Source organism: Rhizobium viscosum, from assembly GCF_014873945.1.
GTDB classification, from domain to species: domain Bacteria; phylum Pseudomonadota; class Alphaproteobacteria; order Rhizobiales; family Rhizobiaceae; genus Rhizobium; species Rhizobium viscosum.
The window spans coordinates 4015031-4034095 of sequence record NZ_JADBEC010000001.1 but is presented as its reverse complement, the minus strand read 5'-3'; the positions used below and the strand labels follow the sequence as shown (position 1 = coordinate 4034095).

Here is a 19065-nt window from a genome sequence, read left to right as displayed (position 1 = left end):
CTTTGAAATCGAGCCAGACGGCGACGACCCTCGCACGCAACGGCTTGTTGGCCGACCGCCTGGACCTGGAATGTCGGAAAGCTCCAGCAAAATTCATCTTGGTTCTCCCTCGTTCAGCGCCAACTTGGCTCGACGGGGGCAATGTGGATGAAGGAAGCGATTTGTGTCCCAAAACTGGGGCAAAATCCTCCAAATCGACTATGGCTGTTCCAGCGGCACTCAGTCGGGTAGACCGGCCTTGCGTACACCATCGATCATGATTTCGTATCGCTCCGCATAGCGCGGACGGTGTCGTTCGAGGTCGTGGACCCGCATCAATGGCGCTTTGGCGCGCAGCTTTGCGATTGTCGTCTGCGCCTGCTCGACGCGACCGAGATGAGCGTAGGCCGCCGCCAGGGTCCAGTATGCGCCGAGCCACTCGTTGTTCACGACGAGACTGCGCAAGGCCCATTCAACCGCCTGCTCGAATTCCCCTTTGAACAAGTCTGCGATGCCAACACCCACCATGATTTCGTAATTCTCCAGTGCGCCTGGAGCAATCTGCAGTGCGCGCAAGAACGTGTCCCTGCCAGTCTCGATGTCTCCTGCCATCACATTGAGAAAGGCAAAGAGGGAGAGGACTGTCGGATTGTTGGGATTGGCATTTCGGGCATCGCGCAGCATGGCGAGGCTGCGCTGGCGATCATGGCCGACATTGGTGAACACCAGTGCGCAGATGGCGACCACTTGCGGATCGTCATAGCCTGTTTCAAGGGCCGTTTCCGCAAGCTGCAGACAGCGCTGCCGCTCGGTTTCGCTCAAGCCGGAGCCAAATGTCTCGTAACGCTCGTAAGCCCAGGCGGCGTAAGCAAGACCGGTGGCAAAGCCGGGGTCGAGCTGAACCGCCCGCTCCAGCAGTCGTACAGCTTCGGCGCGAACAGTCGTGGTGGTGCCCCGGAAGTACGGCAGGGCGCGAAGATAGAGGTCATAAGCGTCGAGACTATCCGGATGCTTCCGTCGCGCCCGCTCGATTTCCGCCTTGCGGACTTCCGGCTCCACAAGCCCGACAACCGCATCCGTGATGCGGTCCTGGAAGTCGAAAATATCAGACAGCTCGCCATCGAACCGATCCACCCAAAGATGCGTATCGGCGTCCGCGTCGACCAGTTGAACCGTGACCCTGAGCCGATCGCCATGGCGACGGACGCTGCCCTGGAGAATGTAGCGGACGCCAAGTGCGTTCGCGATGTCGCGGATGGGCGTGTTCCGGTCCTTGTAGGCGAAAGACGAATTGCGGGCGACCACTGCAAAGGTCCTGAAGCGCGACAAAGCAACGATGATGTCTTCGACCGTGCCGTCGGCGAAATATTGGTATTCGCCATCGCTTGAGAGGTTCTCGAACGGCAGCACGGCTATGGTCGGGCGCATCGCACGCAGCGGAATCTCGGATGAGAGTATATGCGGCAGCCGATAGCCGATTCGAGGGACTGTCGCGATCCATTCGAGTCCGTTCGGTGCCTTGCCAAGCGCCTTGCGCAACGCCGCGATTTGTACCGTGAGATTTGCTTCTTCGACGATCAGTCCCGGCCAGGCTCGAGCCAGCAGATCGTCCTTGCTTACGGCCTGTCCGTCTGCGCTCAGGAGCGCGTCGAGAAGGGCGATGCCACGCCGGCCAAGCCCAATCGCCTCTCCGTCCCGTCGCACCAGCCCTGCGGCACGATCGAGCACAAATGGACCGAATGCATCTCGCCGCTGAGCCATGCTGCGAAAAATACCAGCAACAGGCAGACGCAGCAACAGAGAGCGCAACCTCCGCATTGGATGGTGAGCTGACATTCCCGTCCGTCACCATAAATCGCGCTATCGAGGCCGGACCCAGCACCGGCTTGGCGGGACGAGGGTCGATGGCGGATCGTTCAGGCCAGGATCTCGGCTGCGAACACCTTCTGGACGATCTGCCAGCGCCCGTTGAGGTAAAAGCACGACAGCAGGTCAGTCACCTCGCGGGGCGGGATCCGCAGGCGGAGCTTGAGCAGCGCCATGTCCCTGATAATGGCGATGGAGAGGATCCGGTCGGCGCGCACGCTGCCGGCATCCTGCGGTGAGGCGAGGCTCCGGACGGCGTCGAGCCAGGCGGCAACAGGCGTCACCACCACGCTGTCGCCGTCGCCGCGCCTGGTGACCAGGGCGGCGGGATCGAAGATGGTCGCGAACGTGTCGGCGTCCATCGCGTAGGCGGCATCGAAGTAGGTTTTCGCCAAGGCGACCAATTCATCTATGTTTCCCATCGGGGGCGTGTCCTGCAACGTCATGGTGGTTCCCTTCAACTCTCATGTCCGGCTGAGTATAAGGATGGGGGCGGCAAGGTTTAGTCCGCGCGCACTAATCAGCCTTGTAAGCTGAGCTAAGCAATTGAGGGCAATGATGAAACCATCCCTTCCGTCGGCCGGAGACTTCAACCAGCTCCGCGCCTTCGTGGCCGTTGCCGGTTCGCTGAATTTTAGCCGGGCGGCCGAGAACCTCGGTGTGTCATCCTCCGCACTCAGCCAGATGGTCCGGGGGCTTGAGGAGCGGGTCGGGGTCAGCCTGTTCAACCGCACCACCCGCAGCGTCTCCCTGACCGAGGCGGGGGCCAGGCTGTTCGAACGAGTACGGCCCGCCGTCGAGGAGCTGGCGGAGGCGCTGGGCGAGACCCGCGAGCGCCGCGCCCATCCCACCGGGACCGTGCGGCTGCACTGCTTCCGGGCGGCCGCGGACCTCTACCTGACGCCGATCCTGCGCGACTTCAGCGACACCTATCCGCAGGTCGTGCTCGACGTCACGCTCGACGACGCTGTCGTCAATATCGTGGCCGAAGGCTATGACGTCGCCATCCGCCTGGGCGAGGTGATCGACAAGGACCTCATTGCGGTGAAACTCGGCCCGGACCTGCGCCAGACCGTGGTCGCCTCGCCCGACTATCTCGCCCGGCACGGGACGCCGGCTCATCCGCGCGACCTTCTAGCCCATCGCTGCATCGCCTGGCGATGGCCGGGGCAGAAGACGCCTTACAAATGGGAGTTCATGGAAAACGGCAAGTGGTTCGAGGTCGCGATCGACGGCCCGCTGATCTCCAACATGAAGGACTTCGGGGTGCAGGCGGCGGTCGACGGAGTGGGTGTTGCATTCGCCAGCCAGCAGCTGATCGCGCCTCACATCGCCGAGGGCCGCCTTGTCGCCCTGCTCGAGCCCTGGTCCGCCCCCTTCCCCGGCTACTACCTCTGCTATCCGGCCCAACGGCAGATGGCGCCGCCGCTTCGCGCCGTGATCGATACCATCCGCACCGGCCCGCGCAAGAGAAACGGCGCCGAGGCGGCCGCGCCGATCGGCGCGGCAGTTCAAGGTCTACGTCTACATCGGTAACGCGGGCGGACCGACGCCAGGCGCATCAACAGGAGTTTTCCGAACCTCGCCGGGACGAACAGCTTTTCCTGGTAGCGCGCCCGCCGGGAGGTTGTCATGCCGCCGACGGCTCTACTCCCGGCACGGTGGCACCGGGAGCAGTATCGTCAGTTCGTGAGCGCGGCCTTTTCAATGACCGCAGCGACCTCGTCCGCATGGACGACGAGCGAGGCATGGCTGCCCGCCACCTCCGTGGTCCTGGCCTTGATCCTGGCCGCGAACAGTTCCTGGACCTCCGGTGCGATCACCTTGTCCTTCGTGGTGATCACATAGAAGGTCGGCTTGTCGTGCCAGGCTGCGATATCGACCGGAGTCTCGAAGGCTGTGTGGTTCAGCGGAAGCTGCGAGTTTGCCAGGGTTTCGGCGATCTTCAGCGGAAGGTCCGCCGCCACCGCCGAGGGAAACACCTTGGGATCGATATAGAGGTTGCCCTTGTCGTCGGGATGAATTGCCTTGGCGCCTTCGGTTGCCGGGCCGTTCTTGGCCAGGATCGCCACGGATTCTCCAACGTCAGGCGCGAAGGCGGAGACGTAGACGAGCGCGGAGACCTTGGGATCGTCACCGGCTTGCGTGATGACCATGCCGCCCCAGGAGTGGCCAACGAGGACGGTCTTGCCATCCTGCTTCGCCAGTGCCTGCTGGGTGGCATCGACATCCGCAGCCAGCGACGTGAGCGGATTTTCGACCAGCGTCACGTTATAGCCCTTCTTCGTGAGGATGTCGGCAACGGGCTTCCAGCTTGTCTGGTCGACGAAAGCGCCATGGACGAGCACGATATTGTGCGCCGCCCCCTTGGGTAGATCAGCCGATCGGGCGGGTGCGGCAAACGCTGCCCCGGCGAAGAGAACGGTCGTGGCTAAGACTAGTATATTTCGCATTGCTTACTCCTGTTGGGATGCCGGCAACCCCGACCCGAAGACCAGGCGCTCGAGTAAATTCGCGCTTCGTGTTGCGGCAGTTTGCATTGCTTGCTGGCTCACCTGTCGGCTCGCCGCGACACGAAATAGTACGAAGGGTTCCCGGACGTTAGGCCCCAATCGTCCGGATATTGTGTCCGATCGTCCGGGGGACTAACATCGGGGGCATGGACATCCTTGCCGAAGTGCTCGATCGCGTTCGCCTTAGCGGAACCCTGCTCTTTCACTTCGAGCTCGGCCATCCCTGGAACCTGGCCCTGCCGGAGCGCCCCTACGCCCTGTTCCATTATCTCAGTCGTGGCTCAGCCACCCTCGCCCTCGAACATGGGCAAGAGCTCCGCATGGCGGAGGGCGATCTCGTCGTCGTCACACGCGGCGAGCCCCATTTGATTTACTCGGACAGCGGGACGAAGCCGTTCCTGGTGACGGACCTCGATCGACCCTCACATCTTGGCGTCATGCGTCACGGAGGCAGCGCGCAGCCGCTCTCGACGATGATCTGTGGCAATTTCATTCTGTCGTGGCCCGCGCGCGGTAGCGTGATCGAACTGCTTCCGCCCGTACTTCTCCTGAAGCCGGCGATGGACGGTGAGTGGCTCGAGGCGATCCTGCGGCGCATGGTGAGCGAGTCGGCACTTGAACGGCCCGGCCAACGCGTCGCGCTCTCGCGAATGACAGAGGTGCTCTTCGTCGAGGTGTTGCGAAGCTGGATCAAATCTCTCCGGCCAGGAGAAGGCGGATGGCTTGGGGCGATGGCGGACCCGTATATTGGACGAGCGCTTGAGTTGATCCACGAACGACCGGATCTGCCCTGGACACTGCGCGACCTCGCACACCGCGTGGGGCTCGGCCGCTCGGTGTTCTCTGCTCGCTTCACCAAGCTCGTCGGCCAGTCCATGCAGCGCTATCTGATCGCACGCCGGATGTCGGAGGCTGCGTTCCTGCTGGAATCAAGCGATGAGGGGATTGCCCGGATCGCAAGCCGGGTCGGCTACGAAACCGCCGCGGCGTTTTCGAAGGTGTTCCATCGGCACCACGGCCTGTCACCCGGCCGTTATCGAGCAGCTCGGCGCACCGACGGCCGCCCAGGGCCGTCGCTGGCCGATCTTGACCAAGCTGACATCAAGGCCGTCGCTAAGGCCGTATAAGAACCTCGGCTTCGATCTCGACGGGAAGGTCAAATGGCAGGCCCGCCACGCCTATCGCGGAGCGGGCGTGGGATCCGCGTTCGCCGCCGTAAACCTCTGCGATAAGGTCGCTGAAGCCATTGATAACGAGCGGATATGAGTTGAAGGAGGAATCTGTATTCACCATGCCGAAGACGCGAAGCCAGCTGTCCACCCGGTCCAGGTCACCCAACGCAACTTTCAGGCTGGCTAACATTGCCAGCGCGGTCAGGCGAGCGGCACGGTAGCCTTCTTCCAACGACAGATCTTTCCCCACCTTTCCGAGCGGCCCGGCAATCGACCCGTCTGAATCGAGCGGCCCGTGTCCGGAAATATAAGCCCTTGACCCTGAAATGTGGACCCAGGGAAAGGAGAGTTTCACGCCAGGCGGAAGCAGGATCGGCGCCGGAAGTTTTAGCCCCAACCGTTGTAGCTGGCTTTCGATATGCGACATTGGTGATTGACTCCTGTTACGGCTTTGGAAGTTCTAACGCAAGCGGTGTCCCTCTCACACGTAGACGGAAGGTGGCAGCGCAGTGCAACCATTCGCGCTTGCACCACTGCGATTTTGTAGGTTTATGTCGCTGGGTTACTGGCATCCCCAACATATTGGTCCACGTTCGACAAGATGACGCCTCGATATGTTTCTCTGATGGATGCGGCCAGCCTTTTGGCGACAGCCGAGCGTGTTCTCGTTATCGGATGTTCGGGAGGCGGCAAGACAACATTCTCTGCAAAGGTAGCGGATCTGCACCGCCTGGAATTCCAGTCACTCGACCGGGATGTGCGGTGGCTTCCAGGCTGGGTGGAGCGCGATCGTACCGAGCAAAGAGCAATCATATCGGATATGGTCCAACGTGACCGATGGGTCATGGACGGCAGTGGAGCGTCCTCCTTCGACCTGAGATTGCCGCGCAGCGATCTGGTTCTGTGGGTTCGCGTGCCGAGACGGGTTGCACTGATCGGGCTGTTTAAGCGCGTCTCTCGTTTCTATGGTTCAGTTCGCCCGGCGATGGCTGAAGGATGCCCTGAACCACTGCCGGATCGAGAATTCCTGTCCTACATCTGGAACTTCGAGAAAAAATACGCCCCTCTTTTCGTGAAGCAAATCGAGCGTTATGGGCCGGACGTTCCGGTAGCCGTGCTCAACTCTCATCGCGAGATGGACCGGCTCCTTCAACGATCAGGCAGACCTACCGCTCGATAACGCAATGACCGCGATGGGGCGGGAGCTGTCGTTTCCCAATCCGGAATCCACGGGAAAAGCGCCAAGAGCGGGCAACTGAATTCATAGAATCTCGAAGACATCGTACTCGACGCCATCAGCACGTCGGCCGCCCTGCGCAACCGCGACGATCTGGTTGAGCCATGCATGCTGTGGTGCGGCCGTCTCGAAATAGGGTGTCGTTCGCAGATAATATTCCGAAGGGTCGACCGCTTCGCCCTTTGCGAGACGCTCGTCGACGCTCTGAGAGGAGCGCCGGACGCCGCGATAGGTCATCAGGATCAGACCGCCGTCGTCGGCGTTAAGCAGGAGCCTGACATCCTGCTGAAAGGTGCCATCCGCGCGTCCGAGCAGGAGGTCGGAACCGATCAGCGGCGATACCTCTCCTTTCAGCCGCTCGCCCCGGAAATGTCCGCCGGAAACGGGAAATATGCGACGGCTGCCGGCTGGCGTCCGGCCGAGCTCGAGCGCCGGGTGAAGGGTCAGGAAGAGTGTCATCAGGTGCCGAGATTGCAGGGTCATGTCAGATCGCCTATTGTTTGCGTGAAGCTGGAAGCGTGTCGCGATCCCCCAAGATCCGCCCGCCACGACCTGCTCTAGCTGAAAGCGCCCTGCCCCCAAAACGCGCTTTGCTTGGGACCCTCACAAGCAAAACTCATCAAGAGAGAAGAGATCATGCGGCCGCCATTGGAGTCCTTGCGAATTCTGGAAGCGTGCGTTTCCGCCTCCAGCTTTGCCCGCGCCGCCGAACGCCTGTGTCTGACGCCCGCAGCCGTCAGTCTCCGCATTCGCACACTGGAGACCGAGCTTGGCCAGCCATTGTTCATGCGCGCGGGGCGGCGCGTCGTGCCGACGCCTGCGGCCACTCAACTGGCCGGTCGAATTCGCGAGTCATTGGATGGCATCGCCGGTGCGCTCGATGAATTTCAGGCTGCGACACCCCCACTCAGATTGACGGCGCCTCCGACATTCGCGTCGCGCTGGCTCGCCCCACGGCTGGCGCGCTATCCTTCGGCCGGGGGATCGCCGGTCGAGGTCGACGTCTCCGCCGATATTCGCGACCCCAGTGCGTTTGACGTCGCCATAAGGACGGGTCGTGGCGGTTGGGAAGGACTTGACGAATACCCGCTCGCGCCGGTTGAAGTCACCCCCATGCTGGCGCCCTGTCTGCTCGCAACGCAGACCCTGGACAGGCCGGGGGCGCTCGCCGATTTCGAGCTATTGCCGCATCCGGATTGGCAGGAATGGTTCAGAGGTACTGGATGCGAGATGCCGCAGGCTCTGCGGTTTGTCGCAGTCGATTACCCGACGCACGAATTGGACGCCAATGCGGCAGTGGCAGGCGTAGGGGCAGCGCTTTTATCGCCATCGTTGTTTCGGCCACTTTTGGAAAAGGGACTGCTCATCGCTCCTTTCCCATATGTGCTGAGCGGGCCTGCCTGGCATTTTGCGTTGATGCGCGCCGACGACCGCCGTCTCCCACCTCGGCAGCTCTGCGCCTGGCTTCGCGAGCAGGCTCGCGAGCCGCTCTTGAGCCGGGCGGACTGACTGTCGCGCCAGGCAGGGGGGAACGCGCGGTCAATTTACCAACGAGCCTCGAACGCCGAGTTTCGATCAACGATCCCTGGCTTCAATTGCGGAATCCGCCTTTTCGGGCAAAGCTGTCGCCAGCGTTTCCTCGGCCAGCCCCAGCCCCCAGCTATTCATGTTGAGGAGGATCGGTTCCAGCGATCTGCCGAGCGGCGTCAATTCATAGACAACGCGCGGCGGCGTCTCCGCATAGGCGGTTCGGGTTACCAGACCGCTGTCCTCGAAACGCTTCAGGCGATGAGTCAGCGTGTGGGCGCTGATGCCCTTAAGGCCCTTTTTGAGTTCGGTGAAACGTTGGGGACCATGCAGCAGCTCGCGTATGATCAGCGTCGCCCACGGCCCATCGAGCAACAGCAGGAAACGCTCGACTCCGCAGTCCGGAATTTTTCCCCGCCACATGAGAATTCTCCAATAGTGCATTTGACGTAACTGGTGCAGCCATTGCACCAATGGCTAATTAGCATGCCGACAAGGAGAATCCAATTGTCTTACATCATCCACGGCGCGACGGGTGCGCAGGGCGGGCCGCTTTACAATCGTCTGCTCGAGAACGGGAGAGACGCAATCGCGGCGGTCCGCGATCCGTCGAAGCTGCAAGGAAAACCTGCTGTCGCGACCGATATGGGTCTCAACTCCCTGATCGCCGCCTACCGAGGCGCAGAAGGCGTGTTTGTGCATTTGCCTATGGGACCGGAACCAGTGCGGATAGAGCAGGCGCGCAACATCGTCGAGGCCATCAATGAAGCGAGGCCCGGGCGGGTGATCGTCTCGACCAGCGGCAATCTCGTTGACGTCGGAGATGCGACCCGTCTTCCGCAAACCGCGATCGGCATCCTTGTGCGCGGCGTGCAGGAAAGCGCGGTCTCGTCCGCAATCGTGGCCCCCAAGTTCTACCTGGAGAACCTTCTTTTGCCGATGGTGATCGACACTGTCAAAACCGAAGGCGTCCTGAGATATGCCTTCCGCAATGATTTCGCTGTCTCGTGGAGTTCGCATTTCGATGTGGCGGACGTGACGGAAAGGCTCTTCCTCGACAAGAACGTCACCGGAATGGTCGGCGTGGGACAGTTGCCCGGTCCGACCGGGGTCGATCTTGCAGGATCCTTCTCACGATTTTTCGACCGCCCCGTTCGCTTCGAGGCCCTCTCACCCGCGGAATTTGGCAAAATCCTGGAGCCGCTGACCGGCCCAGCCACCCCGGCGATCGTCCATCTTTACGAGGAACTGGCCAAGACGGAAGGACAGGAGATCGCCGAGAAAACCAGCGCGCAGAAGCTTCTCGGGATAGAGCCTCTGACGACGGAACAGTGGCTTACGCGCATCTTCCGGTAAAGACGCAGCGCGCTTAACTGATCGACATTGGAAAGGCGGGCTCCGCGTTTATCGCTGGGGCCCGTCCACTTACTATCAGCCTCCGAAAAGATGCCTCGAGAACGATAGGGCGTGTCCCAAGCGAAGCGGGCGCGGCCCGTGCCCGCGCCTTCGCGGCGCCCCTCACCCGACCTGGAGCCACTCCGGCCTGCGCGCCGCCAGTGGCTGGTCCGGCCCGATCCGCACCCGGCAGGCTGACCGTCCCGGCCACCCCTCGCCCCATCTCCTACTTGTTCAAATCCTTCGCCATTTGCAGATGCTCTTCCAGCGCCGGGCGCGTCTTGGCGGCCCAGGCCTTCAGGTCCGCATTGTCGCCCTCGTCGCCATAGCGCTTGAAGAGATCGACGGCATCCTCATGGGCATTTTCCTGGTCGGAATGATATTGCTTCGTGAAATCCTCGCCCTGCAGGCTCTTGAGCTTGTCGAGCATCGACTGCTGCCCCGATGTCATCGTCTGCGGGATCTTCGCCTCCACCTTGCCGCCGGAAACCAGCGCCTTCAGTTCCTGCGTCGTCTTCTGATGATCCTTCACCATCTGCTCTGCGAAGGCCTTGGTCGGTGCATCGGAGCGCGCGATCGCAAGCTTGCTGGATTCGATCTCGAACATGTCCGATGTCGCAGCTTCCGCCACGAAATCCTGCGTCTTCGGCGCAACGCCGAGCACGGAATTGACACCGGTTTTTTCCGCCGCCGTCTGTGCAAACACAGGGGATGCGATCAGCACGGCAAGTCCGGCAATAAGGAAAGGCTTCATGATTATTCTCCTGATGGGGGCGCCATCAGGCCAACAATTCACGCGGGCAAAAGTTCCTCTCGTGCGCAAATGCCGCGGTCAGCCCAGTCCCTCCCCGGCAAGCGCCCTGACCACGGAGAGCAGCGCCCGCATATGGTCGAAGGACCTGCGCAGCGCATCCGGCAGTTCGACGCCATGACATCAGGTTGCGAAGTAGCGTGCCGGTGTCGTCCCGAGCGCCTTCTTGAACATCACGATGAAGGCGGTGACGGACTCGTAGCCGAGGTCGCTCGACACCCTCTGGACCGTCGCGCCGCCGGCCAGTTCGCGCAGCGCGATCACCAGGTGCAGCTGCCGCCGCCAGCGGCCGAAGGTCAACCCCGTTTCTTGAACCATCAGCCGCTTCAGCGATCGCTCGCTCATGGCGACATGGGCTGCCCAATCGACCAGGGTGCGACGGTCGCTCGGCTCCGCCATCAGGGCAGCAGTGATCGCGGCGATTTTGGGATGGCTGGACGCGGGTAAGTCCAGCCCCTGTATCGGCATTTGCGCGAGTTCATCCAGCAAGACCCGCACCATACGGCCGACATGATCGTCCGGAGCAGAATTGACCGGTACATCCGCCAGTCGGAGGATCATCTCGCGCAGCATCGGCGACACGGACAGAGTGCAGCACTCCCGCGGCAGCCTGGCCGCTTCGGGTTGAACGAACAGATAGGACAGGCGTGCGTTGGACGTGACCTGGTTGCTGTGGGGCACACCGCCGGGTATCCAGATCCCGCAGTCTGGTGGCACAATCCAGATGCCATTCTCCGTCCTGCATGTGACGGCCCCGTGCAAAGCCAGAATGAGCTGCCCTTCCCTGTGCTGGTGCTGGGGCACTTCAGCCTCATAGTCACTGAAGTCGAGGCGGACAGCGATGGCCGGCCGATCTGACCAGTCGGGATCAAAGTCGTCGTAGCAGGAGGGCAGTTTTGCGGATTGGCCCGATTTTGAGATCATTTGGCATTATCTCCAAATTCGCACGGCCAGCAATAGTCTACTAGTCGGTGATCAACAACCGAAAGGAGACTGTCATGCGAATTTCTGTCGTCGGCGCCACGGGACGAGTCGGCGCCAAGCTGACCCGAACCCTGCTGAGATCAGGGCATCAGGTCAGAGCGTTGTCGAGAGGTGGCCCAGCGCTTGACGCACTGGTCGAGCTCGGAGCAGAGCCATTCCTGGGAAGCTTTGACACAGGAGCGGGAGACCTTGACCAGTTTTTCCAGGGTGCAGATGCCGCGTTCCTGATGGTGAAGACCGATTGGAACAACATCGAGGGACACTACCCCGCTGTTGCCCAGCGCTTTGTCGATGCGCTCGAAAAATCCTCCGTCAAACTGGCCGTAAGCCTGACGGCCATGGGTTCGGATGTGAAGGGGAAAACGGGTCATTTTGAGTGCTTCCACGACCTGGACGAAAAGCTCAACGAACTCGGCAATATCAATTTGGTCCACCTGCGCGCCGCCTGGTTCATGGAAGACGTGTCGGCGTGGACGGGGCCGGTTGCCAAATACGGTCGAATTGCCTGGTTCTGCAAACCTGATCTAAAGATGCCCTGGGTGGCGACCGATGACATCGCATGGCTGGCAGCGAAGGAACTGACCAATCCGACGGGCAAACACCGCGTCTATCTCGAAGTCGGCTCGGAAGATGTCTCGATGAACGAACTGGCCGCGATCATCGGCAGGGAGATCGGCAGGCCGGTGGAGTACCGCTACATCGAAACAACGCGCAAGGATGTGGAAGCCGAATTTCTGGCGCGGTTCGGGACGCCGGAGAAATGGCAGGACGACACCCTGAGTGCTGACGCTTTGAACAATGGCATCGTAAGGTTCCATGGCGAGCACGAGGTTCGTCCGAAATTGCCCACGACGATGGAGGCGTTCATCAGGGACGTCTGGAAGCCGCGTTATCTGGAATCGGTTGCGCGCGAACACCAACCCGAGACATTTCAGATGTGGAGCGCAAGGCAATAGCCGGATTGCCGCTGAAGGCCGAGGCCCTCCTCGCCCGGGAAGGAGGGGCTCGGCATCGGCCGGTCAGCCCAAAGCTTGCTCTGCCAAGCCCTTCCTCGGCAAGCGCCCGATCATGGAGGGCAGCGCTTCGAAGGAGCAGCGTCAGCTTCCGTCAGAATGCCGCCAATCGTTCGAGAAACCAGAACGACGCCACCGCGCCTATCGTGTAAGTGGCGGCGAGGTACGTCCGGCTACCGACATAGGACGGATATCTCACCAGCCGCACGAGCCCAATGGCCGCGATGACCGCCGCGACGAACATCAGCTGTCCGATCTCGACGCCGATATTGAAGCACAGCAAGGCAAGCGGGATATCGCCTGCCGGAAGCGTCAGGTCCGCCAGCGCTCCCGCAAAGCCGAGCCCGTGCAGAAGTCCGAAAGCAAAGGCAACCATCCAGGGCCGTTGTGCGGTGAGGCTGGGTTGACCGCGCTGGATGCGGATGATCTCGCAGGCAAGCAGCAGGATGCTGAAGGCGATTGCCGCCTCGACCGGCGGTCCGGGCACATGGACCAGCCCGAGCGTCGCAAGTGTGAGCGTGATTGAATGGGCTGCGGTAAACGCGGTGACGGTCAGAAGCAGCGCTCTCCAGTCACGGGCAATGAACATCAATGCCAGAACGAAGAGCAGGTGATCGTAGCCGAACAGGATGTGCTCCATCCCCTGGAAAACGAAGGTCTTCGCCACATCGAGACGTTCCGGCCGGGTTGCGATCTCCATCCACGGCTGGGCGGGACGAACCATCACCGTCGAGACCGCGCCGTCGAGCAGATGCACGCGCACCAGAACGTCGGTTATCGTCGCCTGAAGGCCGACAAACTCGACACGCTCGCCTGCAAGAGTTCCATTCGTCGTCTCGATGATGCGTGTTTCGACGAGCGAGTCCGAAAGCTCGCGCTCGGCAGGAACTGTCACGTTGTGCACGCTGTCGGGAAATCGCAAGCTGACCGGAAGCCGCATGCCCGACAGTAAAGGCGTGCGCCAGATCACCGTGTAGCGGCCGGGACCCGTCTGATCGATCTGGAGATAGGCCGGCCGTATCTCGTGGGCGCTGGCGTTCACGCTCAGCGCCATCAGGGCAAAGGCGACGCCCAGGAGCATGCGCCAGAGCGGTGCGGGCAGCATGGACTGGCGGCTCATTGCGCGGATACCTCGAGCTGGCCGCCGGTTCCGGCCGGCACCTGGAGGTCTCGCCAGTCGCCGGGGTCGATGGCAGGTGTGACGACCACGTAGCGGGATCGCATTTCGTCGAGCGAGGCGCGTTTTATCTCGCGATACTGGTCGTCGATCCACCCGGCCTTCACGCCTGGTTTCACCTCCGCAAATGTCGGAATGCGACCGGGCTGGATGGCGTCGATCCAGACGAGATGCCATCCATAGCCGGATTGAACGGGTCCCTCCCACCTGCCCGGCGTCAGCTGGAAAAGCGCGCTGGAAAATTGCGGCCCAAACTGCTTCGCCATCTGTTCGGGAGTGGCGTCCGGGTACTGGTTCTGGAACATGAAGGGATCGCCCATTGCGGCAACCTCGGCCGTATCCGGCGATTTTCCGCTGACGAGCGCGAGCGCGGCCGCCGCAACGTCGCGGGTGGCGCCGCCATGCCTGTCGGGTGAAAAGTAGAGATGCCGGAAGCTTGCATGCGCGGGCAGCGCGAAGCTCTGCGAATTGCGATTGAACCAGGTCTTCAGCTGCTCGTCGGTCGGTTCCTGCAACGCCGCCACGTCGGCGGCAAGAAAGTCCATCTTCTGCGCGAGCCTGCGCTTGACCACTTCGTCATCACGGTCGAGCCCAAGGGCGACGGCTTCGCGAAAGAGGATTTCCTGTGTGACCTTCTGCTCCACCAGCGCCTGCACCTGCTCCCGCGTCGGCGCCGAGCGTCCCTGCGCCAGCCAGCTGATTGCCAGTTGCCGCACATCGTCCCTGGTCAGAACGATCTCCTGTGTCCCGGCCCCCGCTTCGGGTTCCGGGTTCAGGACGTGATAGCCGCCGAACAGGGCCGCACCGACAACCAGAAAGTGGATGAGCGGCTCGCCCAGGGCTTTTTGCCAGGGGCTTTCGGCAACGCCGCCGCGGCGAACAGGGGCTTCCGGTGCGATTGGAAACAGTTTCATACGGTGTCCTCCCCTTACCGGCCTCTTCATTGCACCACGGACAGGACCTCGTAATTGGCGTAGCCGAATTCATTGCTGCGGGCGGCGATGTATTTGTCGCCGGACTTATAAACGGTCAGTTCGAACTCCGTTCCGTCGATGGTCGTGACGATGTGACCGTCCTTGATTTCATAGGCTGCAGGAGATCCGGCCGTGCCCGGATGCATGATCTGCAGCAGGTCGTCGGCTTTGGGCGGCCCGCCATTCGCCAGCGTTACGATACGCTGGCCGTCTTCACCAAACAGGACATCGAAATCCTCCCCGCTAACCGTATTGCGGACCTTGATCGTCTTGCCGACGACGAGTTGCTTCAGCTGGTCCTCGGTCAGCGCCGTCGATCCCGATTTGGTCAGGTCGTCGACCATCAGCCCTCGCTCGGCCTTTGCCAATGCCGCCGGGGTCGGCGTGTACCATATGGGCGTCGTCCAGGCGCGTTCCTGCACGGTGGCGGGCGCATTGCTCGGCGGAGCGATGCCGAGCTTGACGGCATCGTAGGTGCTCCAGCGCGGGGTCGGAATTTGCAGGACGCGCGCATAATAGAATGCGTGCAGGCTGGGATCGAACTCCGGGTCCGTCCAGACTGCCTTCAGTTCCACCGAACCGATGTCGTTCGTGTAGGTTGCCTTGGTGATGTCGACCGTGCTGCCAACCGGCGGCAACCTGCCGGTAACGGGATCGGGCTGGCGACTGCCGGACCAGGCCACGTCGAAGATCTTTTCGAAAACCTGACCTTGCTTCGTCCATCCCTTGACGACCTGAATCCGGTCGAGGTTCCCGTCTTCGGGGTCTTTGACCCCCGACACAACGAATGAAGGGACCTTGCCATCGGCTGCCGGAAGGTCACCACCCATCGGCACGCCACCGGCATAGGCGGTCTTCACCCAGTCGGCATCCGCAAGAAGCCCCCTGTCATAGTCCCATCCGCCGAACATCCGGGCCTGGATCCGCACGCCGCTCGTGCCATAGACTTCCTTGCGCTGCATCGCGTCGAAGATTGACTGGCGCGTGTTCTCCTCTGCCCAGACGACGGTCAGCCCCGAGGTTCCCGTTTGCAGGATATTCATGCCGGACGCGACCTTCCCGGCAAGCCGGGCCTGCGGCGTGGCATCGACCAGTCCGTGAGCGCCGAAGAAATCCGACTGCGTGTAGGCGGTGACCGTGTTGTGGGAGTCTCCAGCCCCGACGACACCGAATTTGTACGGATTGTAGCCACGCGTCGCCTGCATCGCCAGGCCGTTTTCATAGGCTTCTCGCGTATAGCTTCCGTGCAGTTTCGACGTGCTGTTGTCGAGGCCGATGAGATAATTCATGATCTCGTAATTGGCGAATTCATCATTCGGCGAGAGATCGGGATGGGTTTCCGAGACGCCCTTCACCTGTTTGATCTCCGTCAGGGGCTCGTTGGTCATGCGCTGCTGCGCCCAGGCGGCATCCAGCGGATTGCCTTTGCTGTCGACGTCGACTGGAAACATGATGCCGTTGGAGAGGTTAGCATTGTGCGAGATGGCCAGCACCTCGTTTCCGGCCTTGCGCTGCCCGTCCATCCAGGCCCAGAGATCCTCCGGATGGTCGGAGTCGATCGCGGAGAACGGAGCCTCCGGAAGTTTGGCGCAATCCTTGAAGAACACGTTCCGGTGCATGTTCTGGTTTTGTGGCATCGACGTCCATTCATACGAACAGAAAGTCGTGAACTGTCCCGGCTTGTTGTACTTGTCGGCAATGGCAGTATTCTCGCTCCACACGGAACCTGTGAGTTTCGGGTCCAGCAGCTCGGGGATGGGTTTGCCGCTGGCGATGCTCCCGGCCATCCACTGGAAGATCTTCATGGGGCCGTTGTCCTTGGTGACCTTCAGTTTCGCGGCAACGGGAAGTTTGCTGATCGACGATGTGGGATCGTTCGCGAGCCTGACCACGCCGACATATTCGGCATGATCGGTGACGCCCTGGAAGTCGAGCGGCGTCCTGATCTGGACGTCATAGCCGGCAGGATGCTTGATGGTCTGCCCCATCGAGTATTGATAGGCTTCCGCCGGCCCCGTGACGGTATTGCCGATGATATAGGCATCCAGCGACCAGCTCGTATGCTGATGGGTCTGCCCGAAATAGGCATGGCGTTCCTGGGCCGCGGCAGATGTTGCGGCGACCACCAGTATTGTTGAAGAAAGAAAGAAGGTTTTTCTGTTTACCCGGCGCATTGTAAGCATCCTTGTCTCGAGCGTTAACTGGAGGGAGTTGCCATGCAAGTACAGAAAAATGCGGGATAGTATTTCCGCGTAATTTTCGCAGATTTGCCATCAACTTACAATAGCGATGCAGGTCCGGGCACGCGTGGAAACGGCCGCTTCAGGCCGATTATCCGTTCCGCAATGCGCCGGGAACGGTCATCGGCCTGTCAGTAACTTTTCCCTGGCCAGGGAACGTGTGCGGTCGGGTCTCAGCCAAGCCCTTCCTCGGCAAGCGCCCTGATCACGGAGGGCAGCGCCCGCATGTGGTCGAAGGACCTGCTGAGCGCCTCCGGCAGTTCGACGCCGCTCCTGGGTGCGACCATCAGCAGCCGAACAGGTAGCAGTCAGCCATCTTATTGCGGCCTGTCCGATGTCATTGGAAGGTTTCTTAAGCCAGGTACTTCACCGTCACGCCGCGCTGGCGAAAGTAGGCCTGCATCAGCTTCCTGCCAGAACGATTGTTCTGTACGAGCCTGGCCGGGTCGAAGACGGCCTCTTTCAAACCCGCCCGAGCCAATGCTGCCTTCAGAGCCGCAATATGCACGTCGAGGTCGGCATTATCAGCATGTAGCGATTCATAAATGCGGTTTGTTGCATCTGCTACGGTCGGTTCGCTCACAATTGCACTCCTATTGTTGTTTGGCTGGCGCTTACCACCCGCGCTTGACGTCCACAACTGGCAATCCGATCCGCCTGATCCAGCCAGTCCGGCCTGCGCACTACCAACGGCTGATCCGGGCGGGCGGCGAGGTCATCCAGCCATGCCAGCTCATCGCGCGGTACTTGCCGGCTTGCCGACGGCGCCTCGCGCCAGCGATCCCAACAGGATGTCTCGCGGTCGTTCAGCACGTGGTGGTCGCGCAGGCCAAATCCGTCATGGGGTCGCTGGCAAGGCCGGGAGCCGGGCAATTCGACCACACGCAGCATGAAACGATCTGCGTCGTCTGCGACCGGTGACAAAAGCCGCTCTAATGCGTCAGCAACCCTTCATCCTCGCGCTCGGCCAGCGGCACGACGATACCGGAATAGAGGATGGGTGATCCGCTGTGATCGCGAAAAGCCCGGCCGAAGGCCGCGACCATCCGGTACCGGCCGTCCCTGCCCTCCACGCGATAGGTGTTCTGCTGCGCAATATCGGCAACGAGCACTTCCGAGATCTTCTTTGCCAGTTGCGGCCGGTCATCGGGATGGACACGCGCAAGATAGTCTTCCAGCGGCAGGCCGCGCACCGTGGCGGCAGCATCGAGGCCGAAAAGCTCGGCAAGCGCGCTGTCGGCGAAGACGAGATTCCTGACGATATCCCAGGTATAGATCCCCGCATCGCAGGCTGCTTCCTCGAATATCTCGAACGAATGAACGGATTGCCCAGTCATTGCCTGCCTGTTCCCGCGATTATTATAGTAGAAATTAAAGGTTTGCCGGATAACTTCAAGGTAGGATTGACCACAGTGCGGCGCAGCCTTCGATCTCGCTGATACTCAGCGCGCCATTTCGCTGAAAGGGCAGACATCATCTTCGAAGGGCACGTGCCTTCGACGAAACTGCGTGCCCTCCACAATCTCCGGCTTGCTGATCCGGTCCATGCGAAAGTGGCGGAAATCCGCACGCGCGCCATCCCAGCCGACGAGATACCAAAGTGGCGGCAGGATGAGCATGGCCTGCGGCTCGATCTCGCGCAGTGTTTCCATCCCTCTGGCGTCACGGTAGCGGAAACGAAGATGCAGCCGCTGGAGAAACGCCGTCTCGAAAGCCGGCAGCAGCCCGGAATCGATCGAGCCAATGTCCGAAATATCCTGCCTGGGCGACAATTGCCCGACATACAGGCAGTCGAGAAGCCGGCGCAGGTCCCGCACCTTGTCTGCCGAAAGTGCCCTTTCGATCTTCGCGAGCCCCGCATCGGCTAGATCGGAGAAAGGAAGGGAGCGGGCCGCGCGCATGGCCGCCACGCTGATCAGGAGCGCAAACACCTCGGTCACGGAGAGCCGGGCCGTGGTCTGCACCGATTCCGGTTCGAGCTGCAGCCCGCCACCCCGGCCGGATTCGGAATGGATGAGGAAGCCCTGCTCACGCAGCGCCCCGATGTCACGCAGCACCGTTCGCCTGGAAGCACCCACCTCCTGCGCCAGATCGTTGACCGTCGCGCTTCCGTTGCGCCGGAGGATGCGCACGATGGCGTCGTGTCTGAGGCGGATGTTCATTTGGGCACCCTAGCG

Annotated in this window: 21 protein-coding genes; 7 read left to right on the top strand and 14 right to left on the bottom strand. The window is 61.4% G+C overall.

Translation table 11 applies throughout. The features are described 5' to 3' along the window. Positions 1 to 219 precede the first annotated feature (219 nt). Positions 220 to 1683, bottom strand: coding sequence for a winged helix-turn-helix domain-containing tetratricopeptide repeat protein (locus tag H4W29_RS19965; protein ID WP_192730456.1), 1464 nt, complete (start codon positions 1681 to 1683; stop codon positions 220 to 222). A 212-nt stretch (positions 1684 to 1895) separates the two neighbouring features. Continuing rightward, positions 1896 to 2291: a nuclear transport factor 2 family protein gene (locus H4W29_RS19960; protein ID WP_192730455.1), complete on the bottom strand. Its 396-nt coding sequence runs from the start codon at positions 2289 to 2291 to the stop codon at positions 1896 to 1898. A gap of 109 nt (positions 2292 to 2400) precedes the next feature. Between H4W29_RS19960 and H4W29_RS19955 the strand changes: the two genes are divergently transcribed. After that, positions 2401 to 3381: a LysR family transcriptional regulator gene (locus H4W29_RS19955; protein WP_246517257.1), complete on the top strand. Its 981-nt coding sequence runs from the start codon at positions 2401 to 2403 to the stop codon at positions 3379 to 3381. A gap of 146 nt (positions 3382 to 3527) precedes the next feature. Here H4W29_RS19955 and H4W29_RS19950 read toward each other — a convergent pair whose 3' ends face one another. Continuing rightward, complete coding sequence (locus H4W29_RS19950) at positions 3528 to 4298, bottom strand: alpha/beta fold hydrolase (protein ID WP_192730454.1); 771 nt, start codon at positions 4296 to 4298, stop codon at positions 3528 to 3530. Positions 4299 to 4504: 206 nt separating this feature from the next. Between H4W29_RS19950 and H4W29_RS19945 the strand changes: the two genes are divergently transcribed. Then, entirely contained in the window at positions 4505 to 5485 is a 981-nt protein-coding gene (locus H4W29_RS19945; protein ID WP_192730453.1) for an AraC family transcriptional regulator, read from the top strand. Here the strand turns inward: H4W29_RS19945 and H4W29_RS19940 are convergent. After that, a complete protein-coding gene (locus H4W29_RS19940; RefSeq protein ID WP_192730452.1) occupies positions 5472 to 5957 on the bottom strand; it encodes a RidA family protein in 486 nt (161 codons plus the stop codon). The genes H4W29_RS19945 and H4W29_RS19940 overlap by 14 nt on opposite strands. 198 nt (positions 5958 to 6155) lie before the next feature. Here H4W29_RS19940 and H4W29_RS19935 point away from each other — a divergent pair, with 198 nt between their 5' ends. Further along, entirely contained in the window at positions 6156 to 6710 is a 555-nt protein-coding gene (locus tag H4W29_RS19935; RefSeq protein ID WP_246517254.1) for a P-loop NTPase family protein, read from the top strand. Between the two features lie 81 nt (positions 6711 to 6791). On the opposite strand, the gene H4W29_RS19930 is transcribed toward H4W29_RS19935, so the two are convergent. Next, positions 6792 to 7250, bottom strand: coding sequence for a DUF3237 domain-containing protein (locus tag H4W29_RS19930; protein ID WP_192730450.1), 459 nt, complete (start codon positions 7248 to 7250; stop codon positions 6792 to 6794). 153 nt (positions 7251 to 7403) lie between these two features. Between H4W29_RS19930 and H4W29_RS19925 the strand changes: the two genes are divergently transcribed. After that, positions 7404 to 8276 carry a LysR family transcriptional regulator gene (locus H4W29_RS19925; protein WP_192730449.1) on the top strand — a complete coding sequence of 291 codons (873 nt, stop codon included), beginning with the start codon at positions 7404 to 7406 and terminating at the stop codon, positions 8274 to 8276. Between the two features lie 66 nt (positions 8277 to 8342). Here the strand turns inward: H4W29_RS19925 and H4W29_RS19920 are convergent, their stop codons facing one another. Then, a complete protein-coding gene (locus H4W29_RS19920) occupies positions 8343 to 8717 on the bottom strand; it encodes a winged helix-turn-helix transcriptional regulator (protein ID WP_192730448.1) in 375 nt (124 codons plus the stop codon). 84 nt (positions 8718 to 8801) lie between these two features. On the opposite strand from H4W29_RS19920, the gene H4W29_RS19915 reads away from it, so the two are divergent. Then, complete coding sequence (locus H4W29_RS19915; RefSeq protein ID WP_192730447.1) at positions 8802 to 9650, top strand: NmrA family NAD(P)-binding protein; 849 nt, start codon at positions 8802 to 8804, stop codon at positions 9648 to 9650. A 265-nt stretch (positions 9651 to 9915) separates the two neighbouring features. Here H4W29_RS19915 and H4W29_RS19910 read toward each other — a convergent pair whose 3' ends face one another. Next, positions 9916 to 10443, bottom strand: a complete 528-nt coding sequence (locus H4W29_RS19910) for a DUF4142 domain-containing protein (RefSeq protein ID WP_192730446.1) — start codon at positions 10441 to 10443, stop codon at positions 9916 to 9918. On the opposite strand from H4W29_RS19910, the gene H4W29_RS19905 reads away from it, so the two are divergent. Next, a complete protein-coding gene (locus H4W29_RS19905) occupies positions 10442 to 10621 on the top strand; it encodes a hypothetical protein (RefSeq protein WP_192730445.1) in 180 nt (59 codons plus the stop codon). The two genes, H4W29_RS19910 and H4W29_RS19905, sit on opposite strands and share 2 nt — an antisense overlap. Positions 10622 to 10623: 2 nt before the next feature. Here H4W29_RS19905 and H4W29_RS19900 read toward each other — a convergent pair whose 3' ends face one another. Continuing rightward, entirely contained in the window at positions 10624 to 11424 is an 801-nt protein-coding gene (locus H4W29_RS19900) for an AraC family transcriptional regulator (protein ID WP_192730444.1), read from the bottom strand. A gap of 74 nt (positions 11425 to 11498) precedes the next feature. On the opposite strand from H4W29_RS19900, the gene H4W29_RS19895 reads away from it, so the two are divergent. Beyond that, positions 11499 to 12440: an NmrA family NAD(P)-binding protein gene (locus H4W29_RS19895; RefSeq protein ID WP_192730443.1), complete on the top strand. Its 942-nt coding sequence runs from the start codon at positions 11499 to 11501 to the stop codon at positions 12438 to 12440. 151 nt (positions 12441 to 12591) lie between these two features. Here the strand turns inward: H4W29_RS19895 and H4W29_RS19890 are convergent, their stop codons facing one another. The 6 genes from H4W29_RS19890 to H4W29_RS19860 form a co-directional block, all read right to left on the bottom strand. Further along, entirely contained in the window at positions 12592 to 13617 is a 1026-nt protein-coding gene (locus tag H4W29_RS19890) for a HupE/UreJ family protein (protein ID WP_192730442.1), read from the bottom strand. Then, positions 13614 to 14588, bottom strand: coding sequence for a peptidylprolyl isomerase (locus H4W29_RS19885; RefSeq protein ID WP_192730441.1), 975 nt, complete (start codon positions 14586 to 14588; stop codon positions 13614 to 13616). Before H4W29_RS19885 ends, H4W29_RS19890 begins: the two co-directional genes overlap by 4 nt. 26 nt (positions 14589 to 14614) lie before the next feature. Beyond that, complete coding sequence (locus tag H4W29_RS19880) at positions 14615 to 16822, bottom strand: DUF3604 domain-containing protein (RefSeq protein ID WP_192730440.1); 2208 nt, start codon at positions 16820 to 16822, stop codon at positions 14615 to 14617. 418 nt (positions 16823 to 17240) lie between these two features. Next, a complete protein-coding gene (locus H4W29_RS19870) occupies positions 17241 to 17474 on the bottom strand; it encodes a hypothetical protein (protein ID WP_192730800.1) in 234 nt (77 codons plus the stop codon). 346 nt (positions 17475 to 17820) lie between these two features. Beyond that, positions 17821 to 18225, bottom strand: coding sequence for a PAS domain-containing protein (locus H4W29_RS19865; protein ID WP_192730439.1), 405 nt, complete (start codon positions 18223 to 18225; stop codon positions 17821 to 17823). Positions 18226 to 18330: 105 nt separating this feature from the next. Then, on the bottom strand, positions 18331 to 19050 hold the full coding sequence (locus H4W29_RS19860; RefSeq protein ID WP_192730438.1) for a helix-turn-helix transcriptional regulator: 720 nt from the start codon (positions 19048 to 19050) through the stop codon (positions 18331 to 18333). Between the last annotated feature and the right edge of the window lie 15 nt (positions 19051 to 19065).

Coding starts and splice junctions, on each gene's coding strand:
- H4W29_RS19880 (WP_192730440.1), bottom strand. CDS start 16,822: ATGCGCCGGGTAAACAGAAAAACCTTCTTTCTTTCTTCAACAATACTG.
- H4W29_RS19960 (WP_192730455.1), bottom strand. CDS start 2,291: ATGACGTTGCAGGACACGCCCCCGATGGGAAACATAGATGAATTGGTC.
- H4W29_RS19925 (WP_192730449.1), top strand. CDS start 7,404: ATGCGGCCGCCATTGGAGTCCTTGCGAATTCTGGAAGCGTGCGTTTCC.
- H4W29_RS19940 (WP_192730452.1), bottom strand. CDS start 5,957: ATGTCGCATATCGAAAGCCAGCTACAACGGTTGGGGCTAAAACTTCCG.
- H4W29_RS19945 (WP_192730453.1), top strand. CDS start 4,505: ATGGACATCCTTGCCGAAGTGCTCGATCGCGTTCGCCTTAGCGGAACC.
- H4W29_RS19900 (WP_192730444.1), bottom strand. CDS start 11,424: ATGATCTCAAAATCGGGCCAATCCGCAAAACTGCCCTCCTGCTACGAC.
- H4W29_RS19950 (WP_192730454.1), bottom strand. CDS start 4,298: ATGCGAAATATACTAGTCTTAGCCACGACCGTTCTCTTCGCCGGGGCA.
- H4W29_RS19910 (WP_192730446.1), bottom strand. CDS start 10,443: ATGAAGCCTTTCCTTATTGCCGGACTTGCCGTGCTGATCGCATCCCCT.
- H4W29_RS19865 (WP_192730439.1), bottom strand. CDS start 18,225: ATGACTGGGCAATCCGTTCATTCGTTCGAGATATTCGAGGAAGCAGCC.
- H4W29_RS19920 (WP_192730448.1), bottom strand. CDS start 8,717: ATGTGGCGGGGAAAAATTCCGGACTGCGGAGTCGAGCGTTTCCTGCTG.
- H4W29_RS19885 (WP_192730441.1), bottom strand. CDS start 14,588: ATGAAACTGTTTCCAATCGCACCGGAAGCCCCTGTTCGCCGCGGCGGC.
- H4W29_RS19860 (WP_192730438.1), bottom strand. CDS start 19,050: ATGAACATCCGCCTCAGACACGACGCCATCGTGCGCATCCTCCGGCGC.
- H4W29_RS19895 (WP_192730443.1), top strand. CDS start 11,499: ATGCGAATTTCTGTCGTCGGCGCCACGGGACGAGTCGGCGCCAAGCTG.
- H4W29_RS19890 (WP_192730442.1), bottom strand. CDS start 13,617: ATGAGCCGCCAGTCCATGCTGCCCGCACCGCTCTGGCGCATGCTCCTG.
- H4W29_RS19955 (WP_246517257.1), top strand. CDS start 2,401: ATGATGAAACCATCCCTTCCGTCGGCCGGAGACTTCAACCAGCTCCGC.
- H4W29_RS19905 (WP_192730445.1), top strand. CDS start 10,442: ATGATTATTCTCCTGATGGGGGCGCCATCAGGCCAACAATTCACGCGG.
- H4W29_RS19935 (WP_246517254.1), top strand. CDS start 6,156: ATGGATGCGGCCAGCCTTTTGGCGACAGCCGAGCGTGTTCTCGTTATC.
- H4W29_RS19930 (WP_192730450.1), bottom strand. CDS start 7,250: ATGACCCTGCAATCTCGGCACCTGATGACACTCTTCCTGACCCTTCAC.